The sequence below is a fragment of the Achromobacter sp. NPDC058515 genome (assembly GCF_042721735.1).
GTDB lineage: Bacteria > Pseudomonadota > Gammaproteobacteria > Burkholderiales > Burkholderiaceae_B > Achromobacter.
Map to the genome: position 1 here is coordinate 56,330 of NZ_JBHXNI010000016.1, position 19,481 is coordinate 75,810.

Below are 19,481 nucleotides of genomic sequence, written 5' to 3' on the forward strand. Positions count from 1 at the left end.
GATTCGGTTTGACGTGAGACTGGTGTCTCAGTATGATTCTTTCGTCTCATTTCTAGATTCTACAGGCCTTTTGGCCTCACATATCGAGGCGCGCACGGAGTGTAGCCGCCCACGGAGGAGTCATGACGCATACGAAGCAGCGGGTCTATGTCGCCGCGACCTACGACACGAAGGGCCACGAGGCCGAATACGTGGTGGACCTGCTCAAGCGCGACGGGCTGGACGTGGTGTCGGTGGACGTCTCCACCTCGGGCGCCGCCAGCGCGGCCATGGTGCAGGCGCAAGAGGTGGCCAAGAGCCATCCCGAAGGGGCCGGGGCCGTCTTCACCGGCGACCGCGGCACCGCCATTGCCGCCATGGCGCTGGCCTTTGAGCGCTATGCCGCGGGCAATGCCGGGATCGGCGCCTTGCTGGGCCTGGGCGGCTCGGGCGGCACCGCTCTGATCACGCCGGCCATGCGCGCGCTGCCGATCGGCACGCCCAAGGTGATGGTGTCCACCATGGCCTCCGGCAACGTCGCGCCCTATGTGGGCCCGTCGGACATCGCCATGATGTATTCCGTGACGGACGTGGCGGGCCTGAACCGCATTTCGCGCCGGGTGCTGGCCAATGCGGCCGGCGCCATCGGCGGCGCGTTCCGCCAGGCGGCCAGCGTGGCCGGCGACGACAGCCGGCCCGCCGTGGGCATCACCATGTTCGGCGTCACCACGGCCTGCGTGCAGCAGGTCACGCCGCTGCTGGAGCCGCGCTACGACTGCCTGGTGTTCCATGCCACGGGCACGGGCGGGCAGTCCATGGAAAAGCTGCTGGACAGCCATCTGCTGGCCGGCGTGCTGGACCTGACCACCACCGAGGTCTGCGATTTTCTCTTTGGCGGCGTGCTGCCCTGCACCGAGGACCGTTTCGGCGCCGTCGCCCGCACCCGCGCGCCTTACGTCGGTTCCTGCGGCGCGCTGGACATGGTCAATTTCGGCGGCATGGACACCGTCCCCGAACGCTACCGGGGCCGCAAGTTCTATCCGCACAATCCCCAGGTGACCCTGATGCGCACGACCGCCGAGGAAAACACCCGGCAGGGCGAATGGATCGCCGACCGGCTCAACCGCTGCAATGGCCCGGTGCGCTTCCTGATTCCCGAGGGCGGCGTGTCGGCGCTGGACGCGCCGGGACAGGCATTCTGGGACCCCGAAGCCGACGCTGCCCTCTTCGCCGCGCTGGAAGCCAGTCTGGTGCAGACGGCGGACCGCCGGCTGGTGCGCGTGCCTTGCCACATCAACGATCCGCTGTTCGCGCAGGCGGCGGTCGAACACTATCTTGAAATCGCCACACATTGAGGAAAGCCGTCATGCCGCGTTTTGACCGTAACGAGCTGCTGGACAAGTTTCGCGCCATGGTGCGCGCGCGCACGCCGATTGTCGGCGGCGGCGCGGGCACGGGGCTGTCGGCCAAGTGCGAGGAAGCGGGCGGCATCGACCTGATCGTGATCTATAACTCGGGCCGCTACCGCATGGCGGGCCGGGGGTCGCTGGCCGGCCTGCTGGCCTACGGCAACGCCAACGAGATCGTCGTGGACATGGGCCGCGAAGTCTTGCCCGTGGTGAAGAAAACCCCGGTGCTGGCGGGCGTGAACGGCACCGATCCGTTCTGCGACTTCGACGTGTTCCTGGACGACCTGAAGCGCCAGGGTTTCGCGGGCGTGCAGAACTTCCCCACCGTGGGCCTGATCGACGGCAACTTCCGTGCCAACCTGGAAGAGACCGGCATGGGCTATGCGCTGGAAGTCGACATGATCCGCCTGGCGCACAAGAAGGGCATGCTGACGACGCCCTACGTCTTTAACGAGGACGACGCCGTGGCCATGGCGCGCGCTGGCGCGGACATCATCGTGGCGCACATGGGCCTTACGACCGGCGGCTCCATCGGCGCCGAGACCGCGCAGACGCTGGACGATTGCGTGGCCGCCATCGACCGCATCGCCGCGGCGGCGCTGGCGGTGCGCCCGGACATCATCGTGCTGTGCCATGGCGGCCCCATCGCCATGCCCGAGGACGCCGCCCATGTGCTGCGCGCCTGCAAGCATTGCCATGGCTTCTACGGCGCCAGCTCGATGGAACGCCTGCCTACCGAGCAGGCGCTGACGGCCGCGACGCGCGAGTTCAAGAATCTGACGTTCTGAGTTTGCATTCCGCAGTTTCAATCCGCAGTTCCCACCCGCCCCGGAGCCCGCATGCCGCACACCGTACACATCAGTGCCATCATCCACGCGCCGCTGGACAAGGTCTGGCCGCTGTTCCGCGATTTCAACGGCCTGGCCGGCTGGCACCCTGGCATCGCCCAAAGCCGGCTGGAAGAGGGCGGCCGCCACGACGCGGTGGGCTCCGTGCGGCACTTGACGCTCAAGCCTTCGGGCTTTGTGCGCGAGCAATTGCTGATGCTGGATGATCCGGGCGCGTCGCTGCGCTACTCCATCATCGAGACCGACCTGCCCATGCGCGACTACGTCGCGGGGGTGTCGCTGCATCCCATTACCGAAGGCGGCGAAACGCTCGTGCAATGGTGGGCGGATTTCAGGGTCGAGGGCGCCGTCCTGGGCGACGTGGCCGCGGCGGTCGGCCAGGGCGTTTTCGCGGCCGGGCTGGCCGCGCTGGATGAAAAGCTGCGCGCCGGCTGAGGCGTCGATGCTTCCGGTGTCCGACGCCTTGCCCTTTCGCTGCTAGCGCTTGCGCGGTCCGCCTGCCGGGATGCGCTTGCAGCCGGCCGGCAGCGGCGCGGTGCGCAGGTAATCGTGAATGCCGCGGATCAGGGCCAGCGCGGCCGGGCTCAAGGGGTATTCCTTGTGGCGGATGATGCAGACCGTCCGCACGACGGTGGGCCGGGCCAGCAGCGCGAAGGCCAGTCCGGGCTCCAGCACGCGCTGCGCGGCCAATGCCGGCAGCAGCGCCACGCCCACCCCGGCCTTGACCAGCGCCGCCTGGGAGGTAGTGCTGGACGCTTCGTAGAACGGCGCGGCGGCCTCTATCGGCAGGTCGGCGCGGGCGCGCAGCAGCGCCATGATGCCCGTCTCGTCCACCACTCCCACCAGCTTGCGGTCGGCCAGGTCCGACCAGCGCATCGCGCCGTCGCCGGCGGGGCGCAGGCTGGCATCGTCCTCGCGGTACAGCACGCCGAAGCGGTCTTCCAGCAAGGCGTCGAACTGCAGGCCCGGCGCATCGGCCCAGCGGCTCGTCAGTCCGAAATCCACCTCGCGCGTGGCGACCTTGCGCTGGATGCGGCCGGAGTTGTCGTCGCTGAGATACAGGCGCACGGCCGGGTACTGCGCCGCGAACGCGGCGGCGGCGGGGGCGATGATCTGGGTGATCGCCGATGGCGCCGCCGCCACGCCGACGCGTCCGCGCTCCAGCGCGCCAAAGCGCACCACGTCCTCGATCACGCCGTCGAAATCGGCCAGCAGCCGCATCACGCGCGGCAGGAATTCCTCGCCCGCGGCGGTCAGCAGCACGCGCCGGCTGGTGCGGGCGAAGAGCTGCGTGCCCAGCGCGTCCTCCAGCTGGCGCACCAGGCTGGTCACGGACGATTGCGTCTGGAACAGGCGCTTGGCCGCGTGCGTGAAGCTGGATTCCTGAGCCACCGCCACAAAGGCGGTCAGGTGCTTCAGGGTGACATGCTTGGGCAGGCGATTCATTTCAAAACCAGATTGATGGATCAATAAAAACAATTTTTCCAGATTGATCGCGCCGACGATACTAGGGCCTTCATCAAGGCAGGGCAATCGCATGCGGCAGGAATCTCTGGATCTGATCATCGAAGGCGGCTGGCTCATCGACGGGCTGGGCGGCCCCCGGCGGCGCGCCGACGTGGGCGTGGCGGGCGAGCGCATCGCCGCCATCGGCGACCTGTCGGCGGTGGCGGCCGCGCGGCGCGTGGATGCCGGCGGCAAGATCGTGGCGCCCGGCTTCATCGACGTGCACGGCCATGACGACCTGATGTTCGTGGAAAAGCCGGACCTGGCATGGAAGACCAGCCAGGGCATCACCTCGGTCGTGGTGGGCAACTGCGGCGTGAGCGGCGCGCCCGCGCCGCTGGCGGGCAATACCGCCGCGGCGCTGGCCCTGCTGGGCGAGACCCCGCTGTTCGCCAGCATGAGCGACTACTTCGACGAGCTGCGCTTGCGCCAGCCCGTGATCAACGTCGCGGCCCTGGTGGGCCACGCCAACCTGCGCCTGGCCGCCATGCGCGACCCGCAGGCGCAGCCCACGGCCGACGAGCAGGACCTGATGCAGCGCATGCTGGCCGATGCGCTGGCGGCGGGCGCCGTGGGCTTCAGCACGGGCCTCGCGTACCAGCCGGGCGGCGTCGCGCAGCAAGCCGAGCTGGAAGGCCTGGCGCGCGTGGCCGCGGCCCGCGGCGCGATGCACACCAGCCATATCCGCAATGAGGGCGACGAGGTGGAGGCCGCCGTGGACGAGGTGCTGGCCATCGGCCGCAATACCGGCTGCGCCACCGTGCTGTCGCACCACAAGTGCATGATGCCCCGCAACTGGGGCAAGAGCCGCTTCACGCTGGCCAACATAGACCGCGCGCGCGCCGAGGGCGTGGACGTGGCGCTGGACATCTATCCCTATCCGGGCAGCTCCACCATCCTGATCCCGGAGCGCGCCGAGACCATCGCCGATATCCGCATCACCTGGTCGACCCCGCATCCGGAATGCAGCGGCGAATACCTGAGCGATATCGCCGCGCGCTGGGGCTGCGACAAGACCACCGCGGCCGAGCGCCTGTGCCCGGCGGGCGCCATCTACTTTGCGATGGACGAGGCCGAGGTGCGCCGCATCTTCCAGCATGACTGCTGCATGGTCGGCTCCGACGGGCTGCCGAACGACGCGCATCCGCATCCCCGCCTGTGGGGCAGCTTCACGCGGGTGCTGGGCCGCTATGTGCGCGAGGCCGAACTGGTGACGCTCGAAGCCGCCGTCGCCAAGATGACCGCCTTGCCCGCCCGCGTCTTCGGCCTGGCCGGACGCGGCCAGATCAGCGTTGGCGCATGGGCGGACATCGTGGTGTTCGACGCCGACACGGTCGAGGACCGCGCCACGTGGGAAGCGCCCACGCTGGCTTCCGCCGGCGTGGAGCATGTGCTGGTCAATGGCGGCCAGGTCTTTCCCGCCGTCGCCGGCATGCCGCGCCCCGGCAAGATTCTTCGCCGCGCCCCGTTCGCGCAGGACGCGGCCTGACCGCTTCGATAACAACAGCAATCCCGTCTACAGGAGACAACCCATCATGATGCGCAAGACTTGTGCCGCCCTGGCGCTGGCTGCCGTGCTGCCCGCGGCCCATGCCGCTTTTCCCGACCATCCCATTACCCTGATCGTGCCGTTCCCGGCGGGCGGTCCCACCGATATCGTCGGCCGGGTGGCCGCGGCCAAGGCGGGCGAGATCCTGGGCCAGCAGATCGTGGTGGAAAACCGCACCGGCGCGTCCGGCACGATAGGCATGGCGGCCACCGCGCGCGCCAAGCCGGACGGCTACACCGTGGGACTGGCTACTGTCAGCACGCATGGCACGGCGCCGCACCTGTTTCCCAAGCTGGCCTATGACCCCGTCAAGGACTTCACGCCGATCAGCAACCTGGTCACCAGCCCCAACATCCTCAGCGTGAACCCGAAGTTCCCGGCCAAGACGCTGGCCGACTTCGTGGCGCACGTGCGCGCCAATCCCAACAAGGACGGCTACGCCAACGCCGGCGCGGGCGGCGTGAACGATCTGGGCATGATCTGGTTCCTGCAGATCATCGGCGGCAAGATGAACAGCATTTCGTACCGCGGCTCGGCGCCCGCGCTGACCGACACGGTGGGGGGCGTGGTGCCGGTGATCTTCGACAACTTCCCGTCGTCGCTGCCCTACCTGAAGAGCAACCACCTGCATGCGCTGGCCATCACCGGCACGGCGCGCAATCCGCGCCTGCCCGACGTGCCCACGTTCGCCGAACAGGGCTACAAGGACTACGACGTGACCGCCTGGTACGGCGTGGTGGGGCCGGCGGGCATGCCGGCCGATGTGCGCGACAAGCTGGCGGACGCCTTCGCCCGCGCGGTGCGCGATCCGGCGACGGCGGCCAAGATGGAGGAGACGGGGGCGTTCCCCTTGGGCAACACGCCGGCCGAATTCGGCGAGCAGATCCGCACCGAGCGCGACCGCTGGAAGACCGTGATCGACCGCGCGCAGATCAAGCTGCAGTAAGGCCCCGCGCGGTCAGTACACGTCGCGCCGGTAGCGGCCGGCGTGCTGCATGGCCTGCAGGCGCTCGTCGCCCAGGATGTCCTGCAGGGCGGCGTCCACGCCGCCCGCCATGCCTTGCAGGCTGCCGCACACATAGATGGCGGCGCCTGCATCCGCCCAGGCGCGCACGGCATCGGCCTGTTCGCGCAGGAGGTGCTGCACATAGCGGCGCCCGGGCTGGTCGCGCGAGAAGACGGCATCCACGCGTTCCAGCGTGCCGTCATCCTTCCACGCCGCGATCTCTTCCCGGCAGAACCAATCGTGCGCGGCGTTGCGCTCGCCGAAGACCAGCCAGTTGCGCCGGTGGCCGGCGGCGCGGCGCGCCTTGACCAGGCCGCGCAGGCCCGCCAGGCCCGTGCCGTTGCCGACCAGGATCATGGGTCGGTCGTCCGGCGGCGCATGGAAATTGCGATTGGCGCGCACGCGCAGGTCGATCTCGTCGCCGGTCTGGGCAACATGGGTGAGCCAGCCGCTGCCCAGCCCAAGGCCACCGTCCGCGCCGCGCATCTGGCGCACCAGCAGCTGGATCGCGCCGTCTTCGGGCAGCGAGGCGATGGAGTATTCGCGGTGGGGCTGCAACGCGCCGCCGCGCGTCTGGCGCGGGCCGATCTCGGCGATGTCGCCGGCCTGCCAGGGGCGGGCGCCTTCGGCGGGCGGCGTCAGCGTCAGCAGGTAGCAAGGGCCGCCCTGGCTGTGCGGATTGAGCTGCACGCGGGCGGCGAGGCGCCAGGAATCGTAGACGGGCGCTTCCCAGTCGGGCAGGTCGCTGCGGCCCGCCAGCAGGCCCAGGTGGTGTTGCCAGTGGCGCAAGGCGGCCGCGTCATCGTTGTCGACTTCCACCAGATCGAACAGCGGCGTTGCGCCTTGCGCGTGCAGCCAGTCGTTCAGCCGATGGCCGAAGCCGCAGAATCGGGTGTACTCGCTGTCGCCCAGCGCCAGCACCGCATAGTGGGCGCCGGCCAGCGCCGGCGCGCCGCCCGGGGATTGCTGCATCTGCCCGGCAAAGGCCGCCGCCGCATCGGGCGGGTCGCCTTCGCCATAGGTGCTGACCACGAACAGCATGCGGCGGTAGGCGGCCAGGCGCGTCGCGTCCAGTTGGCCCAGCGCGGCCACGCGCACAGTCAGGCCGCCGGCGCGCAAGGATTCCGCGGTCTGAGCGGCCAGGGATTCGGCATAGCCCGTCTGAGAGGCGTAGGCGACCAGGAGCGTGTCTTCAGGGGCGGGCGCGTTCAGGGCCTGCAGGGCCAGCGCCTCCCGCGCCTCGTGCCGCCGGGCGCGGCGCCAGGCCCACAGGCATAGCAGCAGCCAAGCCAACACCACGCACGCCGCCGCGATCAGCCGGGTAGGGGTCATGGGCTTTCAGCGGGAATAGGCCAGGGCCTGGAACGCCGGCGTGGCGACGACGCGGAAGGCGTCGCGCTCGCGCAGGATGAAGAGCGCCGCCAGATCATGGCGGCGGGCATAGGCCAGGCCGTCGGCTTCGCCCAGCACTGTAAGGGCGGTGGCCAGGGCGTCGGCCTGCATGCAGCCCGCGTGCAGCACCGTGACCGAGGCCACGTGGTTGCGCACGGGGTGTCCGGTGCGCGGGTCGATCGTGTGGGCGTAGCGCGCCTCGCCGTCGCCGGCATGGCGGCGGTAGTCGCCGGACGTGGCGATGCTGCATTCATTCAATGGCAGCGCCATTGCGTGGTCGTCGCTGGCGTCGGGGACTTCGATGGCCACGCGCCAGGGCTGTCCGTCCGGACGCTTGCCGCGCGCGCGCAATTCGCCGCCCACTTCCACCAGGTACTGCGTGATGCCCAGGGCATCCAGCGCCATGGCGGCGCGGTCCACGCCGTAACCCTTGGCGATGGACGACAGGTCCAGATAAGTGCCGCCTTGCTGGTGCGCGGCCTGGCTGTCTTCGTCCAGCCGCACGCGCCGCCAGCCGCAGCGCAGGCGCGCGGCCTCGACGGCGGCGGGCGAGGGCGGTTCGAAGGCGCGTTGATGCGGGCCAAAACCCCAGGCGTTCACCAGCGGCCCCACCGTGGGGTCGTAGGCGCCGCCGCAGTCCTCGGCCAGCATCAGCGCATGGCGCAGCACATGGAAGAACGCGGCCGGCAGCGCCCGCCAGCCGGGGCCCGCCTCGTTGTAGCGCGTGATGTCCGAATCTGCTTCCCAGGTGCTCATCTGGGCCACCACCTCGTCCAGCGCGGCCTGGATCGCCTGCCGGGCCGAGGTCTCGGCGCATCCGGCCGGCAAGGCCATGCGCGCGGACCACGTGGTGCCCATGGTGGCGCCGGCCAGCGCCGCCGGCCGCGCCGGCATGGCGCCATAGGCGACGCGGACGGCCGGAGCCGCCGCGCCGCGCTGGGCGTAGGAAGGGGTGTTCGTCATGCGCGGCTTTGTGCTCAGGGCTGCAGCACTTCAACGGTGCCCGCGTACGACAGGCGGCGCTTCTTGGCTTGCGGCACGCTGACCTTGGCGTCTTCCATGCCGGCTTCGATCCAGTACAGGCCGGGCTGCGGCCATTTGACCGAGAACTTGCCGTCCTTGTCCGTCTTCAGCTTGATCTCGCCGACCTTGTCGCGATAGCGGCTGCCGCCGGGCACGACGTTCACTTCCAGTTCGGCGGCGGGCTTGCCGTCCAGCAGCATCTGGAAGGTGGCGGACTCGTCGGTGAACAGGTCGTTCGGGTGCGTGACGGGCGCCAGTTCCAGGCCGCGGCCCACCGGCTTGACGGCCGTGGGCTTGCCCGCGGTCACGAAGGTCTCGACGCGGCCCAGGCTTTGCGAGACTTCCAGCTCGTCCGCCTTGGCGGGCACGGCCTGCGCCAGGCCTTCCGGCTTGCCGAAGTAGCGCTTGTTCTTGCCGTCTTCCTTCCAGCGCGCGAACACGCCGTCGTTGACGACGGCCACGCGGTACGTGCCGCTCTGCTTGAGCTGCAGGTCGAAGGTGCTGCGCAGCTTGCCGCGGTTGAGGTTCTCGGCTTCGGCGGCGCTGCCGTCCGGCGCGATCACGGCCAGGCCGTCCAGGCGCAGCGGCGCGTGGTTGAAATAGAACTTGTCGTTGCCGACGGCGGCGTCGACGGTGATCCAGCTGTCGGTGCCCGACAGCACCGTCGAGGACGGCACGATCCAGACGTCATGCGCGTGCGCGGCAAAGGGCAGGCACAGCGCCAGGGCGGCGGCCAGTTTGGCGGCGGATTTCATCGTTGCGCTCCTAAAAGGCGTGTAGAGGGGAATCAGGGTTTGAGGTCGAGCGCGATGGCGCCCAGTTCGTGTTCGCCGCGCGCCGTGAGCTGCTCGGCCTTTTGGGGCGGCCACTGGAAGGGGATGCGCAACAGCTCGCGGCCGCCGACTTCGCGCGCCGCTTCCACCACCACGGCGTACTGGCCGGGCTTGAGCTGGGACAGGGGCTTGCTGGACGCGTCAAAGCTCAGGGCATGCTTGCCCACGGGCTTGGTCGCGCCGCTGACGCCGTCCACCGGGAACTGCTGGTTGCGGCCGCTGCGCCGCCACCATTGGCGCATGTCCTTGAGCCACTCGGCGCCTTCGTTGTTCTTCTTGGCCACGTCATACCAGACCGCCAGGTCGGTGGCGACGCTCTGGTCCGGGTTCTCGATCCAGATCGCCACGTAGGGACGGTGGTACTCGGCCACATCCAGGCGCGGCACCTCGATGGACAGGCCGATGTCGGCCGCGTGGGCCGTTCGGGCGATCAGGCCGGCCAACAGGGCCGGCAACAGCAGCTTGCGCATGGAAATCTCCAGGGCGGATCGATGGAATCAATGAATGAAGAGCAGGGCCAGCACCACCGGAATGACGAGGCCCAGCCCCACCATGGGCCAGGTCGCACTGCGGTTGCCGGCGTGCATCTTGAGCAGCACGAGGCCGGTCAGCGAAAAGACCAGACAGGCGACGGCGAAGATGTCCAGGAACCAGCTCCAGGCGAGGCCGGTGTTGCGGCCCTTGTGCAAATCGTTCAGGTACGAGATCCAGCCGCGGTCGGTGCGTTCGTATTCCACGTCGCCGCTCGCCAGGTCAATGGACAGCCAGGCGTCGCCGCCGGCGCGCGGCAAGGACAGGTAGATCTCGTCGGCCGACCACTCGGCGGGCCTGCCGGCGGTGGACGCATCCAGCGCGTCGTCCAGCCATCGGGCGACGGGGGCGGGCAGGGGCGCCTTCTTGTGCGCGGGCGCGGCGGACAATTGCTTCAGGACGGTGTCAGGCAAGCGGGCTTCGCGGCTGATCACCACCGCCTTGGATTCGATGTGCGAGGCGTTGTTCAGGGTCAGTCCCGTCACCGCGAATAACAGCATTCCCAGCAGGCAGAGCGCGGAGCTGATCCAGTGCCACTGATGCAGTGTCTTGAGCCAGTAGGCGCGACGGCGAGGGGTGGGTTGACTGTCCATGGGATATTGGGCGGGAAGCGGCGGATTCTAACATTTAATGAGAATTACTCTTATAGAAGCGGGCCCTGCGCGCGCAAGGAAATTTCAATCGATTTCGGGGCAGGCGCCGCTGCCGCGCCAGGCGCGGCGCGGCCCGCGGCGTGGCGCGTGCCGGCTTGCGGGGCTAAGATAGGCCACCCGCTGCAAACACCGGAGGTCAGTCATGCTTGAACAGCAAGTCGTGGATCACATTGGCCGTCATTGGGGATGGGTGGCGCTGCGCGGCGTTGTCGCCATCCTGTTCGGTTTCATGGCGATGTTCATGCCGGCCATCACCTTGTCGGCGCTGGTGATGGTGTGGGGAGCCTTCGCGCTGGTGGACGGCGTGCTGGCGCTGATCGCCGGGCTGCGCATCCGGGACCACGGCAAGCCGCTGTGGGCGCTCGTCATCGTGGGCCTGCTGGGAGTTGCCGCGGGCATCGTCACCTTCGTCTGGCCCGGGCTGACCGCGTTGATCCTGCTCTACATCATCGCGATCTGGGCGCTGGTGGCGGGCGTGTTCCAGGTCATCGCCGCAATCCGTTTTCGCAAGGCCATCCGCAACGAATGGCTGCTGGGCCTTTCCGGCCTGGTGTCCATCCTGTTTGGCGGCATGCTGATCATGCAGCCGGGCGCGGGCGCGCTGGCGCTGGTGTGGGTGATCGGCATCTACGCCGTGTTTTTCGGCATACTGCTACTGGTCTTTTCCTTCCGCCTCAAGCAGCACGCCGCTTCCTGACGTTCATGTCCGCCTATCAAACGCTGGTCCCCCTGAATTTCCTGGCCGTGGGCCTGGGCGCCGTCCTGGGCGCCTGGGCCCGCTGGCTGGTCAGCCTTTGGCTGAACGTCGAGTCCTGGCCCTGGGGCACCTTCGCGGTGAACCTGGCCGGCGGCTACCTCGTGGGCCTGGTGCTGGCGCTGGTGGCCGGCCATCCGGAATGGCCGGCCTGGGTGCGGCTGGGGGCCATTACCGGTTTCATGGGCGGCCTGACCACGTTTTCAACCTTCTCGGCGGAAACGGTGGGCATGCTGGAGCGGGGCGCCTACGCCAGCGCACTGGGGTATGCAGGGTTCAGCCTGGCCGGATCGCTTGCGCTGACGATGGCCGGCATCGCCACGGCCAGCCTGCTGCGCTAGAAGTCAAAAGGCTGTTTCAAGCGCTTGCCCGCGCCGGAATGGCGGCGGGCAGCCAGGTGGGCTGGCCGGGCATGTCGTGGGCTTGCATGTTCATGCGGTATTCATAGCGGTCGGGCCGGTACTGGGCATGCAGCCATTCGACCGGACGGCCCGAGTCGTCGCGCACCACGCGATGCAGGCTGAGCAGGGCCGAGCCCACCGGCACATCGAGCAGCTCGGCCACGCCGGGCTCGGCCAGCACCGCCGAAATCGATTGCTCGGCGCGCGCCACCCGCACGCCCAGGTCCCGAAAAATGGCCAGCAGCGGCTTGGACCCCAGGTCTTTGCGGCGTATGCGCTGGCCGATGTCGTTGGGCACGAAAGTGGTCAGATAGGAGAATGGCTGGCCCTGGTGGCTGCGCACCCGCACCGCGCGCTGCACCAGGACGCCGGCAGCCAGCTCAAGACGCGCCGCCACCAGGGGCGTCGCCGGCGCGGTATCGAGTTCCAGCAGGCGCACCTGGGTGTGCATGCCCATGCGGGCCAGGTGCGCCATCAGGGCATCGATGTCGGAAGCTCCCTGCGGGGCCGACAACTGCGCGTGGCCGACGGCGAACGTGCCGCGTCCTTGGCGGCGCTTGATCAGGCCGTCGGATTCCAGCATGTCGAGCGAACGCCGCATGGTCAGGCGCGATACGCCGTATTCGGCCGCCAGCGCGTTTTCGCCCGGCATGGCCGTGTCCGCGGCAAATCCGCCCGCCTGCAGTCGTTGCTTTAGCAGCAGATATACCTTGTGATAAAGAGGCAGCGGGCTTTCGGACACGGCGGAACTCCAGTCAGGGAAAAATCAATCGACCGTCGCGCCGGTGAACTTGACGATCTCGGCGTAGCGCTCGATATCCTTGCGCACGAAGGCGCCAAGTTCCGCCGGGCTGCTGCTGACCGCGCTGGCGGCCTCGCGCTCGAGCAGGTGGCGGAATTCAGGCGTATCGACCGCCTTGCGCGCCGCGGCATTGAGCATCGCGAGCGTCTCGGGCGGCAGCCTGGCGGGGCCGAACAGGGCAAACCACGCATTCGATTCGAAACCCTGGATGGTATCGCCTATGGGCGGCACGCCGGGAAACTGGGGCAGCGCCTTCGGGCTGGTGACGCCCAGCGCCTTGAGCGCGCCGCTCTTGATGTGCGGCAGGGCATTGAGCGAACTGGCGAACATCATGTCCACCTGGCCGCCCAGCAGGTCGGTGATGGCGGGCGCCGTGCCCTTGTACGGCACATTCAGGATGTTCAGTCCGGCCATCATCTTCATGCGCTCGCCGGCCATGTGCAGCGACGAACCGATGGCGCCCAGCGCCATGGTGTACTTGCCGGGGCTGGCCTTCACCAGCGACACGAATTCCGGCATGGAGCGGGCCGGGAAGTCCTTGCGCGCGACCAGCACGCTGGGCACGTTGGCCAGCATGCTGACAGGCGTGAAATCGCCTATCGGGTCGAACGGCAGGTTCCGGTACAGGGAGGCGTTGATGGAAAAGCTGGTGAACGTGACCAGCAAGGTGTTGCCGTCAGGGGGGCTCTTGGCGACATAGTCGGCGGCGATATTGCCGCCCGCGCCCGGCTTGTTCTCGACCAGCACGGGGCGCGCGAGATCCTGCGACATGTGCTGCGCGATGCTGCGCGCCACGGTATCCGTGGTGCCGCCCGGCGGGGCGCCCACGACCAGCTTGATGGCGTTGCCCTGGGCAAGGGCGGGGGCCAGCGGCAATGCCAGCGCGCCCAACAGCGCGCAGGCCGCGCCGATGCGATGCAGTCCCTGCATGATTTGTCTCCTGATATGTTGTATTGAGGACAATACAAGTATATTGAGACCGCCCGGCGGACGCCAGATCGCCTGTGAACGGGCCCTAGGCGTCTTGCGCCTTGGCGTACTCCACGATGGCAATGTCGCGAAACGCCTGAATCAGCGCCAGCCGCGGCGACACGCGCGACCAGATCAGGCCGAAGCGGCGCGGTTCGCAGTGCGCGGGCAGCGGCAGGGCCAGCAGGCCCAGGCGTTCGATCGCGCCGTTGGTCGATCTGGGCAGGATCGCCACGCCCAGGTCCCGGCTCACCATCACTGCTATCGATTCGATCGCGTTCAGCTCGAAGCGGTCGCGCGGCGTGATGCCGACGCGGCGCAGATAGTCTTCGACGTGGCGCCCGCTCCAGTCGTTGCGCTGGTAGCGGATGAAGGGCTCGCCGGTCAGCAGGCTGTGCGGATGCCGGCCCGCGTGGCGCGGGGCCGCCGCCAGCACATAGGGTTCTTCGCGCAGCAACTGCCAGCCCAGGCTCTTGGACAAGGGATAGGGCGCCTCCAGCGCGATCGCCGCGTCCAGCTCGCCGCTTTCAATGGCGGGATAGAAGCGCGCCGAGTGTCCCGGTTGGATTTCCACGCTGACCAGCGGATGCCGCCCGACCAGATGTTCCAGGATGGCGGGCACCATGGAGTTCAGCGCCGTATTGCCGGCGCCCAGCCTGAGCTCGCCCATCATCTCGTCGGACCGGGCCAGATAGCGGATCTTCTCGATCCGTTCCAGGACCTCGCGCATCGGTCCGATCAGTTCGATCGCCTTGGCCGTCAGGTGCACCGTGCGCCCGGCGCGCGCCACCAGCGGCACTCCCAGGTCCTGTTCCAGCTTGCGCACCTGCTGCGCCACGGCGCCGTGTGTGAGTCCGAGCCGGCGGGCGGCCTCGGCCATGGAGCCGTGCTGGGCCACGGCGGCCAGCGTGTGCAGGAAGTCGGTGTTCATGATGATAGATATTCTATCTTCTTATCGTATCCCGGCTTTCCCCTGACGCGATTCGGCGCGGTCACAATGCGGCCAGGAGACATCAATGAGAAGCAAGCTTTTTGTTCCGGCATCGCGCCCGGAACTGTTCGACAAAGCCATGGCCAGCCAGGCGGATGCGCTGTCTTTCGATCTGGAGGACGCGGTCGCGCCGGCGCGCAAGCAGGCCGCGCGGGAAGGCCTGGCCAACTGGCTGGCGTCGCCGGCGTTTGGCGCAGCGCACGCGCAACATCCCAAGAAAATTATCGTTCGCGTGAACGCGTCCGATACTCCCTACTTTGCGGGCGACCTGGACGCGCTGGCGCGGTCGCCCATCGATGTGCTGAACCTGCCCAAGGTCGAAGGCCCGGATGCGCTGCGCGCCGCCGCCGGCGAGGCCATCGCGGCCGGATTCCGGGGCGAGTTCCTGGTGACGGTTGAAACGCCGCAGGCGCTGGCCCGCGCGGCCGAACTGGCGGCGGCGCACCCGCGCGTCGCGGGGCTGCAGCTGGGGCTGGCCGACCTCTTCGAGCCGCTGGGCATCGACCGTTACCAGCCCGAGACGCTGCGCGCGGTGATGCTGGCCTTGCGGCTGGGCGCCGGTTGCGCGGGCAAGTACGCCATGGATGCCGCCTATGCCCGGGTGCGCGATGCCGAGGGCTTTCGCGCCGAAGCGCAGCTGGCGCGTTCCTTGGGTTTCCTGGGCAAATCCTGCGTGCATCCCAGCCAGGTCGCCATCGCCAACGAGGTGTTCGGTTTCAGCGCCGAAGAGGTCGAAGCGGCCGAGCGGATCGTGGCGGCCAGCCGCGAGCAGGACGGGGTGGGCGCCTTTGTGCTGGACGGGAAGATGATCGACGCGCCCTTTGTGCGCCGCGCCCGCGACGTCCTGCTGGCGGCCGGTCGGGCGGCCTGAACCGGGTTGGCGCTGTCCGCGGCAGAGCCCGCGCATTTATCGAGTGAATTGCATGATGGAACATGAAACCCCCGTTCAACTGCCGCTGGCAGGCATCAAGGTCCTGGACCTGAGCGCCTATATCGCGGGCCCCTACGGCTGCGCGCTGCTGGGCGACATGGGCGCGGACGTGATCAAGGTCGAGCCGCCCGAAGGCGACAATCTGCGCAAGTACCCGTCGACGCTGGCGGCCGAGAGCCGCGCCTTCCTGGGCGTCAACCGCAACAAGCGCGGCCTGTGCCTGAACCTGAAGGAAGCGGAGGGCTACGAGGTCCTGGTCAGGCTGGTGCGCGAGGCCGACGTGCTGGTCCACAATTTCAGGCCGGGCGTCCCGGAACGGCTGCGGATCGACTTCGCCACGCTGGCTGCCGTCAACCCGCGCCTTATCTATTGCGCGATGACCGGCTACGGCGCGGCCGGTCCGATGGCCCGCCACGCGGGCTACGACCAGGTGCTGCAGTCCATGACCGGCATGTGCGCGGCGCAAGCCAAGGCTGACGGCCCGCCGGAGGTGCTGTACGGGTCGGTGGTGGACTATTACGGCGCCGCGCTGATCTCCAACAGCGTGTCGGCCGCGCTTTACCGCCGCGAGAAGACGGGGCAGGGACAGGCCATCGAGGTCTCGCTGCTGGGCAGCGCGCTGGCCATGCAATCGGCCCGTCTGGTCTGGGCCGAGGGCGAGCCGCGCCGAATCGAGCGCGACATGCGCTCGGGCGGCATCACCGGCATCCACCCCACCCGCGAGGGCCATCTTTATCTGTCGGCCAACACGCCGCATTTCTGGCGCGCCCTGTGCGGCCACCTGGATCTGCCGGACCTGGCGGACCATCCCGACTACGACACGGTCAAGAAGCGCGCGGCCCAGGCGTCGGCGCTGGTGCCGCTGGTGCGCCGGGCCCTGGCGCGCGCCTCGGCGCGCGAGTGGGCCGAGCGCTTTGGCCAGAGCGTGCCTTGCGCGGAAGTCAGGCAGGTCGAGGACATGTTCGACCACCCGCAGGTGCAGGCCATGGGATTCATGCGCCCGTATCGCAGCGAGCAGACCGGCGACTATCTGGGCCTGGCGCAATGGGCGCAGTTTGGCGAGGCCGCGAAGAATCCGGCGCCCGCCGGCGCCGCCGCCGGCCGCGCCGCGCCGGGCCTGGGCGAACACAGCCGCAAGATACTGTCCACGCTGGGATACACCGCGGACGAAGTGGACCATTTGCTGCATTCCTCCGTGGTGCAATAAGCCCGACAACGATGACAAGAATCGTCCGGAAAAGGGCGAGGAGACAGGGACCATGAATCAACCACAACGGTACCTCCGCCGTCCGGAAGGATCGAACTGGGGCGATTTCGGGCACGATGACCAGCTCGGAACGCTCAACCACCTGGACAGCCAGGCGCGCCTGGCCGCCATCGCCGAAATCCGCACCGGGCTTTCGTTTTCCCTGAGCCTGCCGCTGACGGTGCCGCGCGCGCCCGTGCTCAATCCGCGCCGCAAGGGGCCGGTGATCCAGCCCGCCGAGAAGAACGGGGTGCCGGTATACCGCTATCCGCTCGGACGCGACGTGCCCGGCGCCACGGATGTCATCAGCGACGACCGCGTCACGCTGTCTCCGCAGTACTCCACGCAGTGGGATGCGCTGGGCCACGTGGGCTCGATGTACGACGCGCATGGCACGGGCCAGGCGCAGCCCACCGGCTACAACGGCTTTGCCGTCAGCGAGCCGGCGGCCGAGAACTTCGCCGGCACACGCGACCTGTCCATCGCGCCGATGGCGCGCCACGGCATCCAGGGGCGCGGCGTCATGGTGGACCTGCGCGCCCGCTTTGGCGATGCGCAGCGCAAGGTTTCCCATCGCGACCTGATGGATGTGATGCGCGCCGACGGCGTCCAGGTGCGCCCGGGGGACGTGCTGTGCCTGCATACCGGACTGGCCGACCTGGCGCTGACGCTGGGCGACGACGAGCAGGAGCGGCTCAGGACGAGCTGCTGCGTGCTGGATGGCGCCGATGCGGAACTGCTGGCGTGGATCAAGGACAGCCGGATCGCGGCCATCGCCGCCGACAACCACGCGGTGGAACTGCGCAACCACCACCTGGACGCGGCCCAGGGGCCGCTGCTGCCGCTGCATGAGCAATGCCTCTTCAAGCTGGGCCTGCCTTTGGGCGAGCTCTGGCACCTGACCCCGCTGGCGCAATGGTTGCGCCAGCACGGCAGGCACGCCTTTTTCCTGACCGCGGCGCCCATGTACGTGCCCGGCCTGGTGGGCGCGCCGGTCAACCCCATCGCGACTGTCTGACTTCGTCGGACGGATCGCGCCACGATGCATGATTGATTGAACATCCCCGCAGGGGAGACATGAGGAGCACACATGAAGAAGACCCGTCACGCGGCCTTGGCCGCACTGCGTCCGCTGGCCGCCGCCATCGGCCTGGCCAGCGCGTTGGGCACGGCGCACGCCGCCGGCTATCCCGACCAGCCCATCACCGTGGTGGTGCCGTACTCCGCCGGCGGCGGGGCTGACAACGCCGCGCGCATCATCGCCCAAGGCATGGGCGAAGTCGCCGGCCAGAGCGTGGTGATCGAGAACAAGGGCGGCGCCAGCGGCTCCATCGGCGCGGCCTTTGTGGCGCGCGCGAAGCCCGACGGCTACACGGTGCTGTATGACGCCTCGGCCTTCTCCATCAATCCGGTGCTGCGCAAGCTGCCCTACGACGCGAAGAAGGACTTCATTCCGGTCTCGCAGGCTGTCAGCGTGCCCAACATCCTGGTGGCCGCGCCCGGCTCGGCTTTCAACAACCTGCCCGACTTCATCAAGGCGGCGCGCGCCCATCCGGGCAAGTACACCTTTGCGTCATACGGGCCGGGCAGCCTGGCGCAGATGGCCGCCGAACTGCTGAAGAAGGACGCTGGCGTGGATGTGGTGCATGTCCCCTACAAGGGCGGCGCGCCGGCCATCGTGGACGTCATGGGCGGACAGGTCGACGTCTATTTCGCCAACGCCGCGTCCAGCCTGAACTACGTCAGCGGCGGCAAGCTGAAGGCGCTGGCGGTATCGTCGGCCAAGCGCATGCCGGAACTGCCCGACGTGGCCACGGTGGGCGAAGGCGGCATCAAGGATTTCGACGTGGTCGAATGGAACGGATTCTTCCTGCCGGCAGGCGCCAGTCCGGAAGTGGTGGCCAGGCTGCAGGAACTGGTGCAAAAGGCGCTGGCCCGCCCCGAGACCCGCGACAAGCTCGCCAAGCTGGGGCTGACGCCGGTGGGCAGCAGCGCGGCGGATTTCGCCCGGTTCGTCGATGCCGAACAGATCCGCTGGGCCGATGTCGTGAAAACCAATAGCATCACGGTGAACTGATCCCGCAGGGCGGCGGAACGGGCGTATCGTCGCCCCTTCCGCCGTTTCCCTCATGTCGAAAGGAGATTCACCAGATGAGCCGGGAAGACGATTTCGAGCGCGGCCTGGCCAACCGCCGCGCCGTGCTGGGCGATGAATGGGTGCAGCGTTCGCTGGACCGCGCCACCACGTTCACCGCCGACTACCAGAACCTGATCACGCGCTACGCCTGGCACGATATCTGGAGCCGCCCGGGCCTGCCGCACAAGGCCCGGCGCATGATGGTGCTGGCGGTGACCCTGTCGCTGGGCCGCTGGGAAGAATTCGAGTTGCATGTGCGCGCCGCGCTGACGGCGCAGGACGCGTCGCGCCTGACGCCCGACGAACTCAAGGAAGTGCTGCTGCAGAACGCGATCTACGCGGGCGTGCCGGCGGCCAACACGGCCTTCAACCTGGCCCAGAACATCCTGCGCGAGGTGGCCGCCCAGATCGGCTATGACCTGGCCACGGCGGACCCGCGCCAGGCGGACCTGTTCGGCGGCGCGCCTGCCTGAGCCGCCCTCGCGCACGTGGGCGGGACGACGGGCGCCGCCGCGCGCTCC

The 19,481-nt window shown here is 68.6% G+C and carries 21 protein-coding genes; 12 read left to right on the forward strand and 9 right to left on the reverse strand.

What is annotated here, in order from left to right:
• Positions 1-122: 122 nt before the first annotated feature.
• The 3 genes from ACFWP0_RS23780 to ACFWP0_RS23790 are packed head-to-tail and all read left to right on the forward strand — an operon-like array spanning position 123 to position 2,671.
• Entirely contained in the window at positions 123-1,334 is a 1,212-nt protein-coding gene (locus tag ACFWP0_RS23780) for a Tm-1-like ATP-binding domain-containing protein (RefSeq protein ID WP_377846264.1), read from the forward strand.
• 11 nt (positions 1,335-1,345) lie between these two features.
• On the forward strand, positions 1,346-2,176 hold the full coding sequence (locus ACFWP0_RS23785; RefSeq protein WP_377846266.1) for a phosphoenolpyruvate hydrolase family protein: 831 nt from the start codon (positions 1,346-1,348) through the stop codon (positions 2,174-2,176).
• Positions 2,177-2,227: 51 nt separating this feature from the next.
• Positions 2,228-2,671, forward strand: coding sequence for an SRPBCC family protein (locus tag ACFWP0_RS23790; RefSeq protein ID WP_377846267.1), 444 nt, complete (start codon positions 2,228-2,230; stop codon positions 2,669-2,671).
• A gap of 42 nt (positions 2,672-2,713) precedes the next feature.
• Here the strand turns inward: ACFWP0_RS23790 and ACFWP0_RS23795 are convergent, their stop codons facing one another.
• Positions 2,714-3,682, reverse strand: a complete 969-nt coding sequence (locus ACFWP0_RS23795) for a LysR family transcriptional regulator (protein WP_377846269.1) — start codon at positions 3,680-3,682, stop codon at positions 2,714-2,716.
• Positions 3,683-3,773: 91 nt separating this feature from the next.
• Here ACFWP0_RS23795 and ACFWP0_RS23800 point away from each other — a divergent pair, with 91 nt between their 5' ends.
• Positions 3,774-5,231: an amidohydrolase family protein gene (locus ACFWP0_RS23800; RefSeq protein ID WP_377846271.1), complete on the forward strand. Its 1,458-nt coding sequence runs from the start codon at positions 3,774-3,776 to the stop codon at positions 5,229-5,231.
• 46 nt (positions 5,232-5,277) lie between these two features.
• Entirely contained in the window at positions 5,278-6,237 is a 960-nt protein-coding gene (locus ACFWP0_RS23805) for a tripartite tricarboxylate transporter substrate binding protein BugE (protein WP_377846272.1), read from the forward strand.
• Between the two features lie 12 nt (positions 6,238-6,249).
• Here ACFWP0_RS23805 and ACFWP0_RS23810 read toward each other — a convergent pair whose 3' ends face one another.
• From ACFWP0_RS23810 to ACFWP0_RS23830, 5 genes are read right to left on the reverse strand one after another with little or no spacing between them, the layout of a single operon-like run.
• Positions 6,250-7,629 (reverse strand): sulfite reductase subunit alpha, encoded by a 1,380-nt coding sequence (locus ACFWP0_RS23810; RefSeq protein WP_377846274.1) that lies wholly within the window; start codon positions 7,627-7,629, stop codon positions 6,250-6,252.
• 6 nt (positions 7,630-7,635) lie between these two features.
• The gene (locus tag ACFWP0_RS23815; protein WP_377846276.1) at positions 7,636-8,652 is read right to left on the reverse strand and encodes an FAD:protein FMN transferase; all 1,017 of its coding nucleotides are present in this window, start codon (positions 8,650-8,652) and stop codon (positions 7,636-7,638) included.
• A gap of 14 nt (positions 8,653-8,666) precedes the next feature.
• Positions 8,667-9,467 (reverse strand): DUF4198 domain-containing protein, encoded by an 801-nt coding sequence (locus tag ACFWP0_RS23820; RefSeq protein ID WP_377846278.1) that lies wholly within the window; start codon positions 9,465-9,467, stop codon positions 8,667-8,669.
• A 32-nt stretch (positions 9,468-9,499) separates the two neighbouring features.
• A complete protein-coding gene (locus ACFWP0_RS23825; RefSeq protein ID WP_377846280.1) occupies positions 9,500-10,015 on the reverse strand; it encodes a DUF2271 domain-containing protein in 516 nt (171 codons plus the stop codon).
• A gap of 27 nt (positions 10,016-10,042) precedes the next feature.
• Positions 10,043-10,669: a PepSY-associated TM helix domain-containing protein gene (locus tag ACFWP0_RS23830; protein WP_377846282.1), complete on the reverse strand. Its 627-nt coding sequence runs from the start codon at positions 10,667-10,669 to the stop codon at positions 10,043-10,045.
• Positions 10,670-10,871: 202 nt separating this feature from the next.
• Here ACFWP0_RS23830 and ACFWP0_RS23835 point away from each other — a divergent pair, with 202 nt between their 5' ends.
• Positions 10,872-11,426, forward strand: a complete 555-nt coding sequence (locus ACFWP0_RS23835; protein ID WP_377846284.1) for an HdeD family acid-resistance protein — start codon at positions 10,872-10,874, stop codon at positions 11,424-11,426.
• Positions 11,427-11,431: 5 nt separating this feature from the next.
• Positions 11,432-11,824, forward strand: coding sequence for a fluoride efflux transporter CrcB (locus ACFWP0_RS23840; RefSeq protein ID WP_377846286.1), 393 nt, complete (start codon positions 11,432-11,434; stop codon positions 11,822-11,824).
• Between the two features lie 16 nt (positions 11,825-11,840).
• Here ACFWP0_RS23840 and ACFWP0_RS23845 read toward each other — a convergent pair whose 3' ends face one another.
• The 3 genes from ACFWP0_RS23845 to ACFWP0_RS23855 all read right to left on the reverse strand — a co-directional run bounded on the left by ACFWP0_RS23845 (position 11,841) and on the right by ACFWP0_RS23855 (position 14,586).
• The gene (locus ACFWP0_RS23845) at positions 11,841-12,626 is read right to left on the reverse strand and encodes a GntR family transcriptional regulator (protein ID WP_377846288.1); all 786 of its coding nucleotides are present in this window, start codon (positions 12,624-12,626) and stop codon (positions 11,841-11,843) included.
• 24 nt (positions 12,627-12,650) lie between these two features.
• On the reverse strand, positions 12,651-13,616 hold the full coding sequence (locus ACFWP0_RS23850; protein ID WP_377846290.1) for a tripartite tricarboxylate transporter substrate binding protein: 966 nt from the start codon (positions 13,614-13,616) through the stop codon (positions 12,651-12,653).
• An 85-nt stretch (positions 13,617-13,701) separates the two neighbouring features.
• Complete coding sequence (locus ACFWP0_RS23855; protein ID WP_377846292.1) at positions 13,702-14,586, reverse strand: LysR family transcriptional regulator; 885 nt, start codon at positions 14,584-14,586, stop codon at positions 13,702-13,704.
• 85 nt (positions 14,587-14,671) lie between these two features.
• Between ACFWP0_RS23855 and ACFWP0_RS23860 the strand changes: the two genes are divergently transcribed.
• The 5 genes from ACFWP0_RS23860 (at position 14,672) to ACFWP0_RS23880 (ending at position 19,433) form a co-directional block, all read left to right on the forward strand.
• Positions 14,672-15,517, forward strand: coding sequence for an HpcH/HpaI aldolase/citrate lyase family protein (locus tag ACFWP0_RS23860; protein WP_377846294.1), 846 nt, complete (start codon positions 14,672-14,674; stop codon positions 15,515-15,517).
• Between the two features lie 55 nt (positions 15,518-15,572).
• A complete protein-coding gene (locus ACFWP0_RS23865; RefSeq protein ID WP_377846458.1) occupies positions 15,573-16,784 on the forward strand; it encodes a CaiB/BaiF CoA transferase family protein in 1,212 nt (403 codons plus the stop codon).
• 52 nt (positions 16,785-16,836) lie between these two features.
• Positions 16,837-17,841: a cyclase family protein gene (locus tag ACFWP0_RS23870; RefSeq protein WP_377846296.1), complete on the forward strand. Its 1,005-nt coding sequence runs from the start codon at positions 16,837-16,839 to the stop codon at positions 17,839-17,841.
• Positions 17,842-17,913: 72 nt separating this feature from the next.
• Positions 17,914-18,900, forward strand: a complete 987-nt coding sequence (locus tag ACFWP0_RS23875) for a tripartite tricarboxylate transporter substrate binding protein (protein ID WP_377846298.1) — start codon at positions 17,914-17,916, stop codon at positions 18,898-18,900.
• 74 nt (positions 18,901-18,974) lie between these two features.
• Positions 18,975-19,433 carry a carboxymuconolactone decarboxylase family protein gene (locus tag ACFWP0_RS23880; RefSeq protein WP_377846300.1) on the forward strand — a complete coding sequence of 153 codons (459 nt, stop codon included), beginning with the start codon at positions 18,975-18,977 and terminating at the stop codon, positions 19,431-19,433.
• Positions 19,434-19,481 lie beyond the last annotated feature (48 nt).

What these genes read in the sequence shown, in the direction of transcription:
- ACFWP0_RS23825 (WP_377846280.1), bottom strand. Translation starts at nt 10,015, where the DNA reads ATGCGCAAGCTGCTGTTGCCGGCCCTGTTGGCCGGCCTGATCGCCCGA.
- ACFWP0_RS23810 (WP_377846274.1), bottom strand. Translation starts at nt 7,629, where the DNA reads ATGACCCCTACCCGGCTGATCGCGGCGGCGTGCGTGGTGTTGGCTTGG.
- ACFWP0_RS23835 (WP_377846284.1), top strand. Translation starts at nt 10,872, where the DNA reads ATGCTTGAACAGCAAGTCGTGGATCACATTGGCCGTCATTGGGGATGG.
- ACFWP0_RS23870 (WP_377846296.1), top strand. Translation starts at nt 16,837, where the DNA reads ATGAATCAACCACAACGGTACCTCCGCCGTCCGGAAGGATCGAACTGG.
- ACFWP0_RS23830 (WP_377846282.1), bottom strand. Translation starts at nt 10,669, where the DNA reads ATGGACAGTCAACCCACCCCTCGCCGTCGCGCCTACTGGCTCAAGACA.
- ACFWP0_RS23865 (WP_377846458.1), top strand. Translation starts at nt 15,573, where the DNA reads ATGGAACATGAAACCCCCGTTCAACTGCCGCTGGCAGGCATCAAGGTC.
- ACFWP0_RS23860 (WP_377846294.1), top strand. Translation starts at nt 14,672, where the DNA reads ATGAGAAGCAAGCTTTTTGTTCCGGCATCGCGCCCGGAACTGTTCGAC.
- ACFWP0_RS23820 (WP_377846278.1), bottom strand. Translation starts at nt 9,467, where the DNA reads ATGAAATCCGCCGCCAAACTGGCCGCCGCCCTGGCGCTGTGCCTGCCC.
- ACFWP0_RS23850 (WP_377846290.1), bottom strand. Translation starts at nt 13,616, where the DNA reads ATGCAGGGACTGCATCGCATCGGCGCGGCCTGCGCGCTGTTGGGCGCG.
- ACFWP0_RS23855 (WP_377846292.1), bottom strand. Translation starts at nt 14,586, where the DNA reads ATGAACACCGACTTCCTGCACACGCTGGCCGCCGTGGCCCAGCACGGC.
- ACFWP0_RS23840 (WP_377846286.1), top strand. Translation starts at nt 11,432, where the DNA reads ATGTCCGCCTATCAAACGCTGGTCCCCCTGAATTTCCTGGCCGTGGGC.
- ACFWP0_RS23795 (WP_377846269.1), bottom strand. Translation starts at nt 3,682, where the DNA reads ATGAATCGCCTGCCCAAGCATGTCACCCTGAAGCACCTGACCGCCTTT.
- ACFWP0_RS23785 (WP_377846266.1), top strand. Translation starts at nt 1,346, where the DNA reads ATGCCGCGTTTTGACCGTAACGAGCTGCTGGACAAGTTTCGCGCCATG.
- ACFWP0_RS23780 (WP_377846264.1), top strand. Translation starts at nt 123, where the DNA reads ATGACGCATACGAAGCAGCGGGTCTATGTCGCCGCGACCTACGACACG.
- ACFWP0_RS23875 (WP_377846298.1), top strand. Translation starts at nt 17,914, where the DNA reads ATGAAGAAGACCCGTCACGCGGCCTTGGCCGCACTGCGTCCGCTGGCC.
- ACFWP0_RS23880 (WP_377846300.1), top strand. Translation starts at nt 18,975, where the DNA reads ATGAGCCGGGAAGACGATTTCGAGCGCGGCCTGGCCAACCGCCGCGCC.
- ACFWP0_RS23800 (WP_377846271.1), top strand. Translation starts at nt 3,774, where the DNA reads ATGCGGCAGGAATCTCTGGATCTGATCATCGAAGGCGGCTGGCTCATC.
- ACFWP0_RS23815 (WP_377846276.1), bottom strand. Translation starts at nt 8,652, where the DNA reads ATGACGAACACCCCTTCCTACGCCCAGCGCGGCGCGGCGGCTCCGGCC.
- ACFWP0_RS23790 (WP_377846267.1), top strand. Translation starts at nt 2,228, where the DNA reads ATGCCGCACACCGTACACATCAGTGCCATCATCCACGCGCCGCTGGAC.
- ACFWP0_RS23805 (WP_377846272.1), top strand. Translation starts at nt 5,278, where the DNA reads ATGATGCGCAAGACTTGTGCCGCCCTGGCGCTGGCTGCCGTGCTGCCC.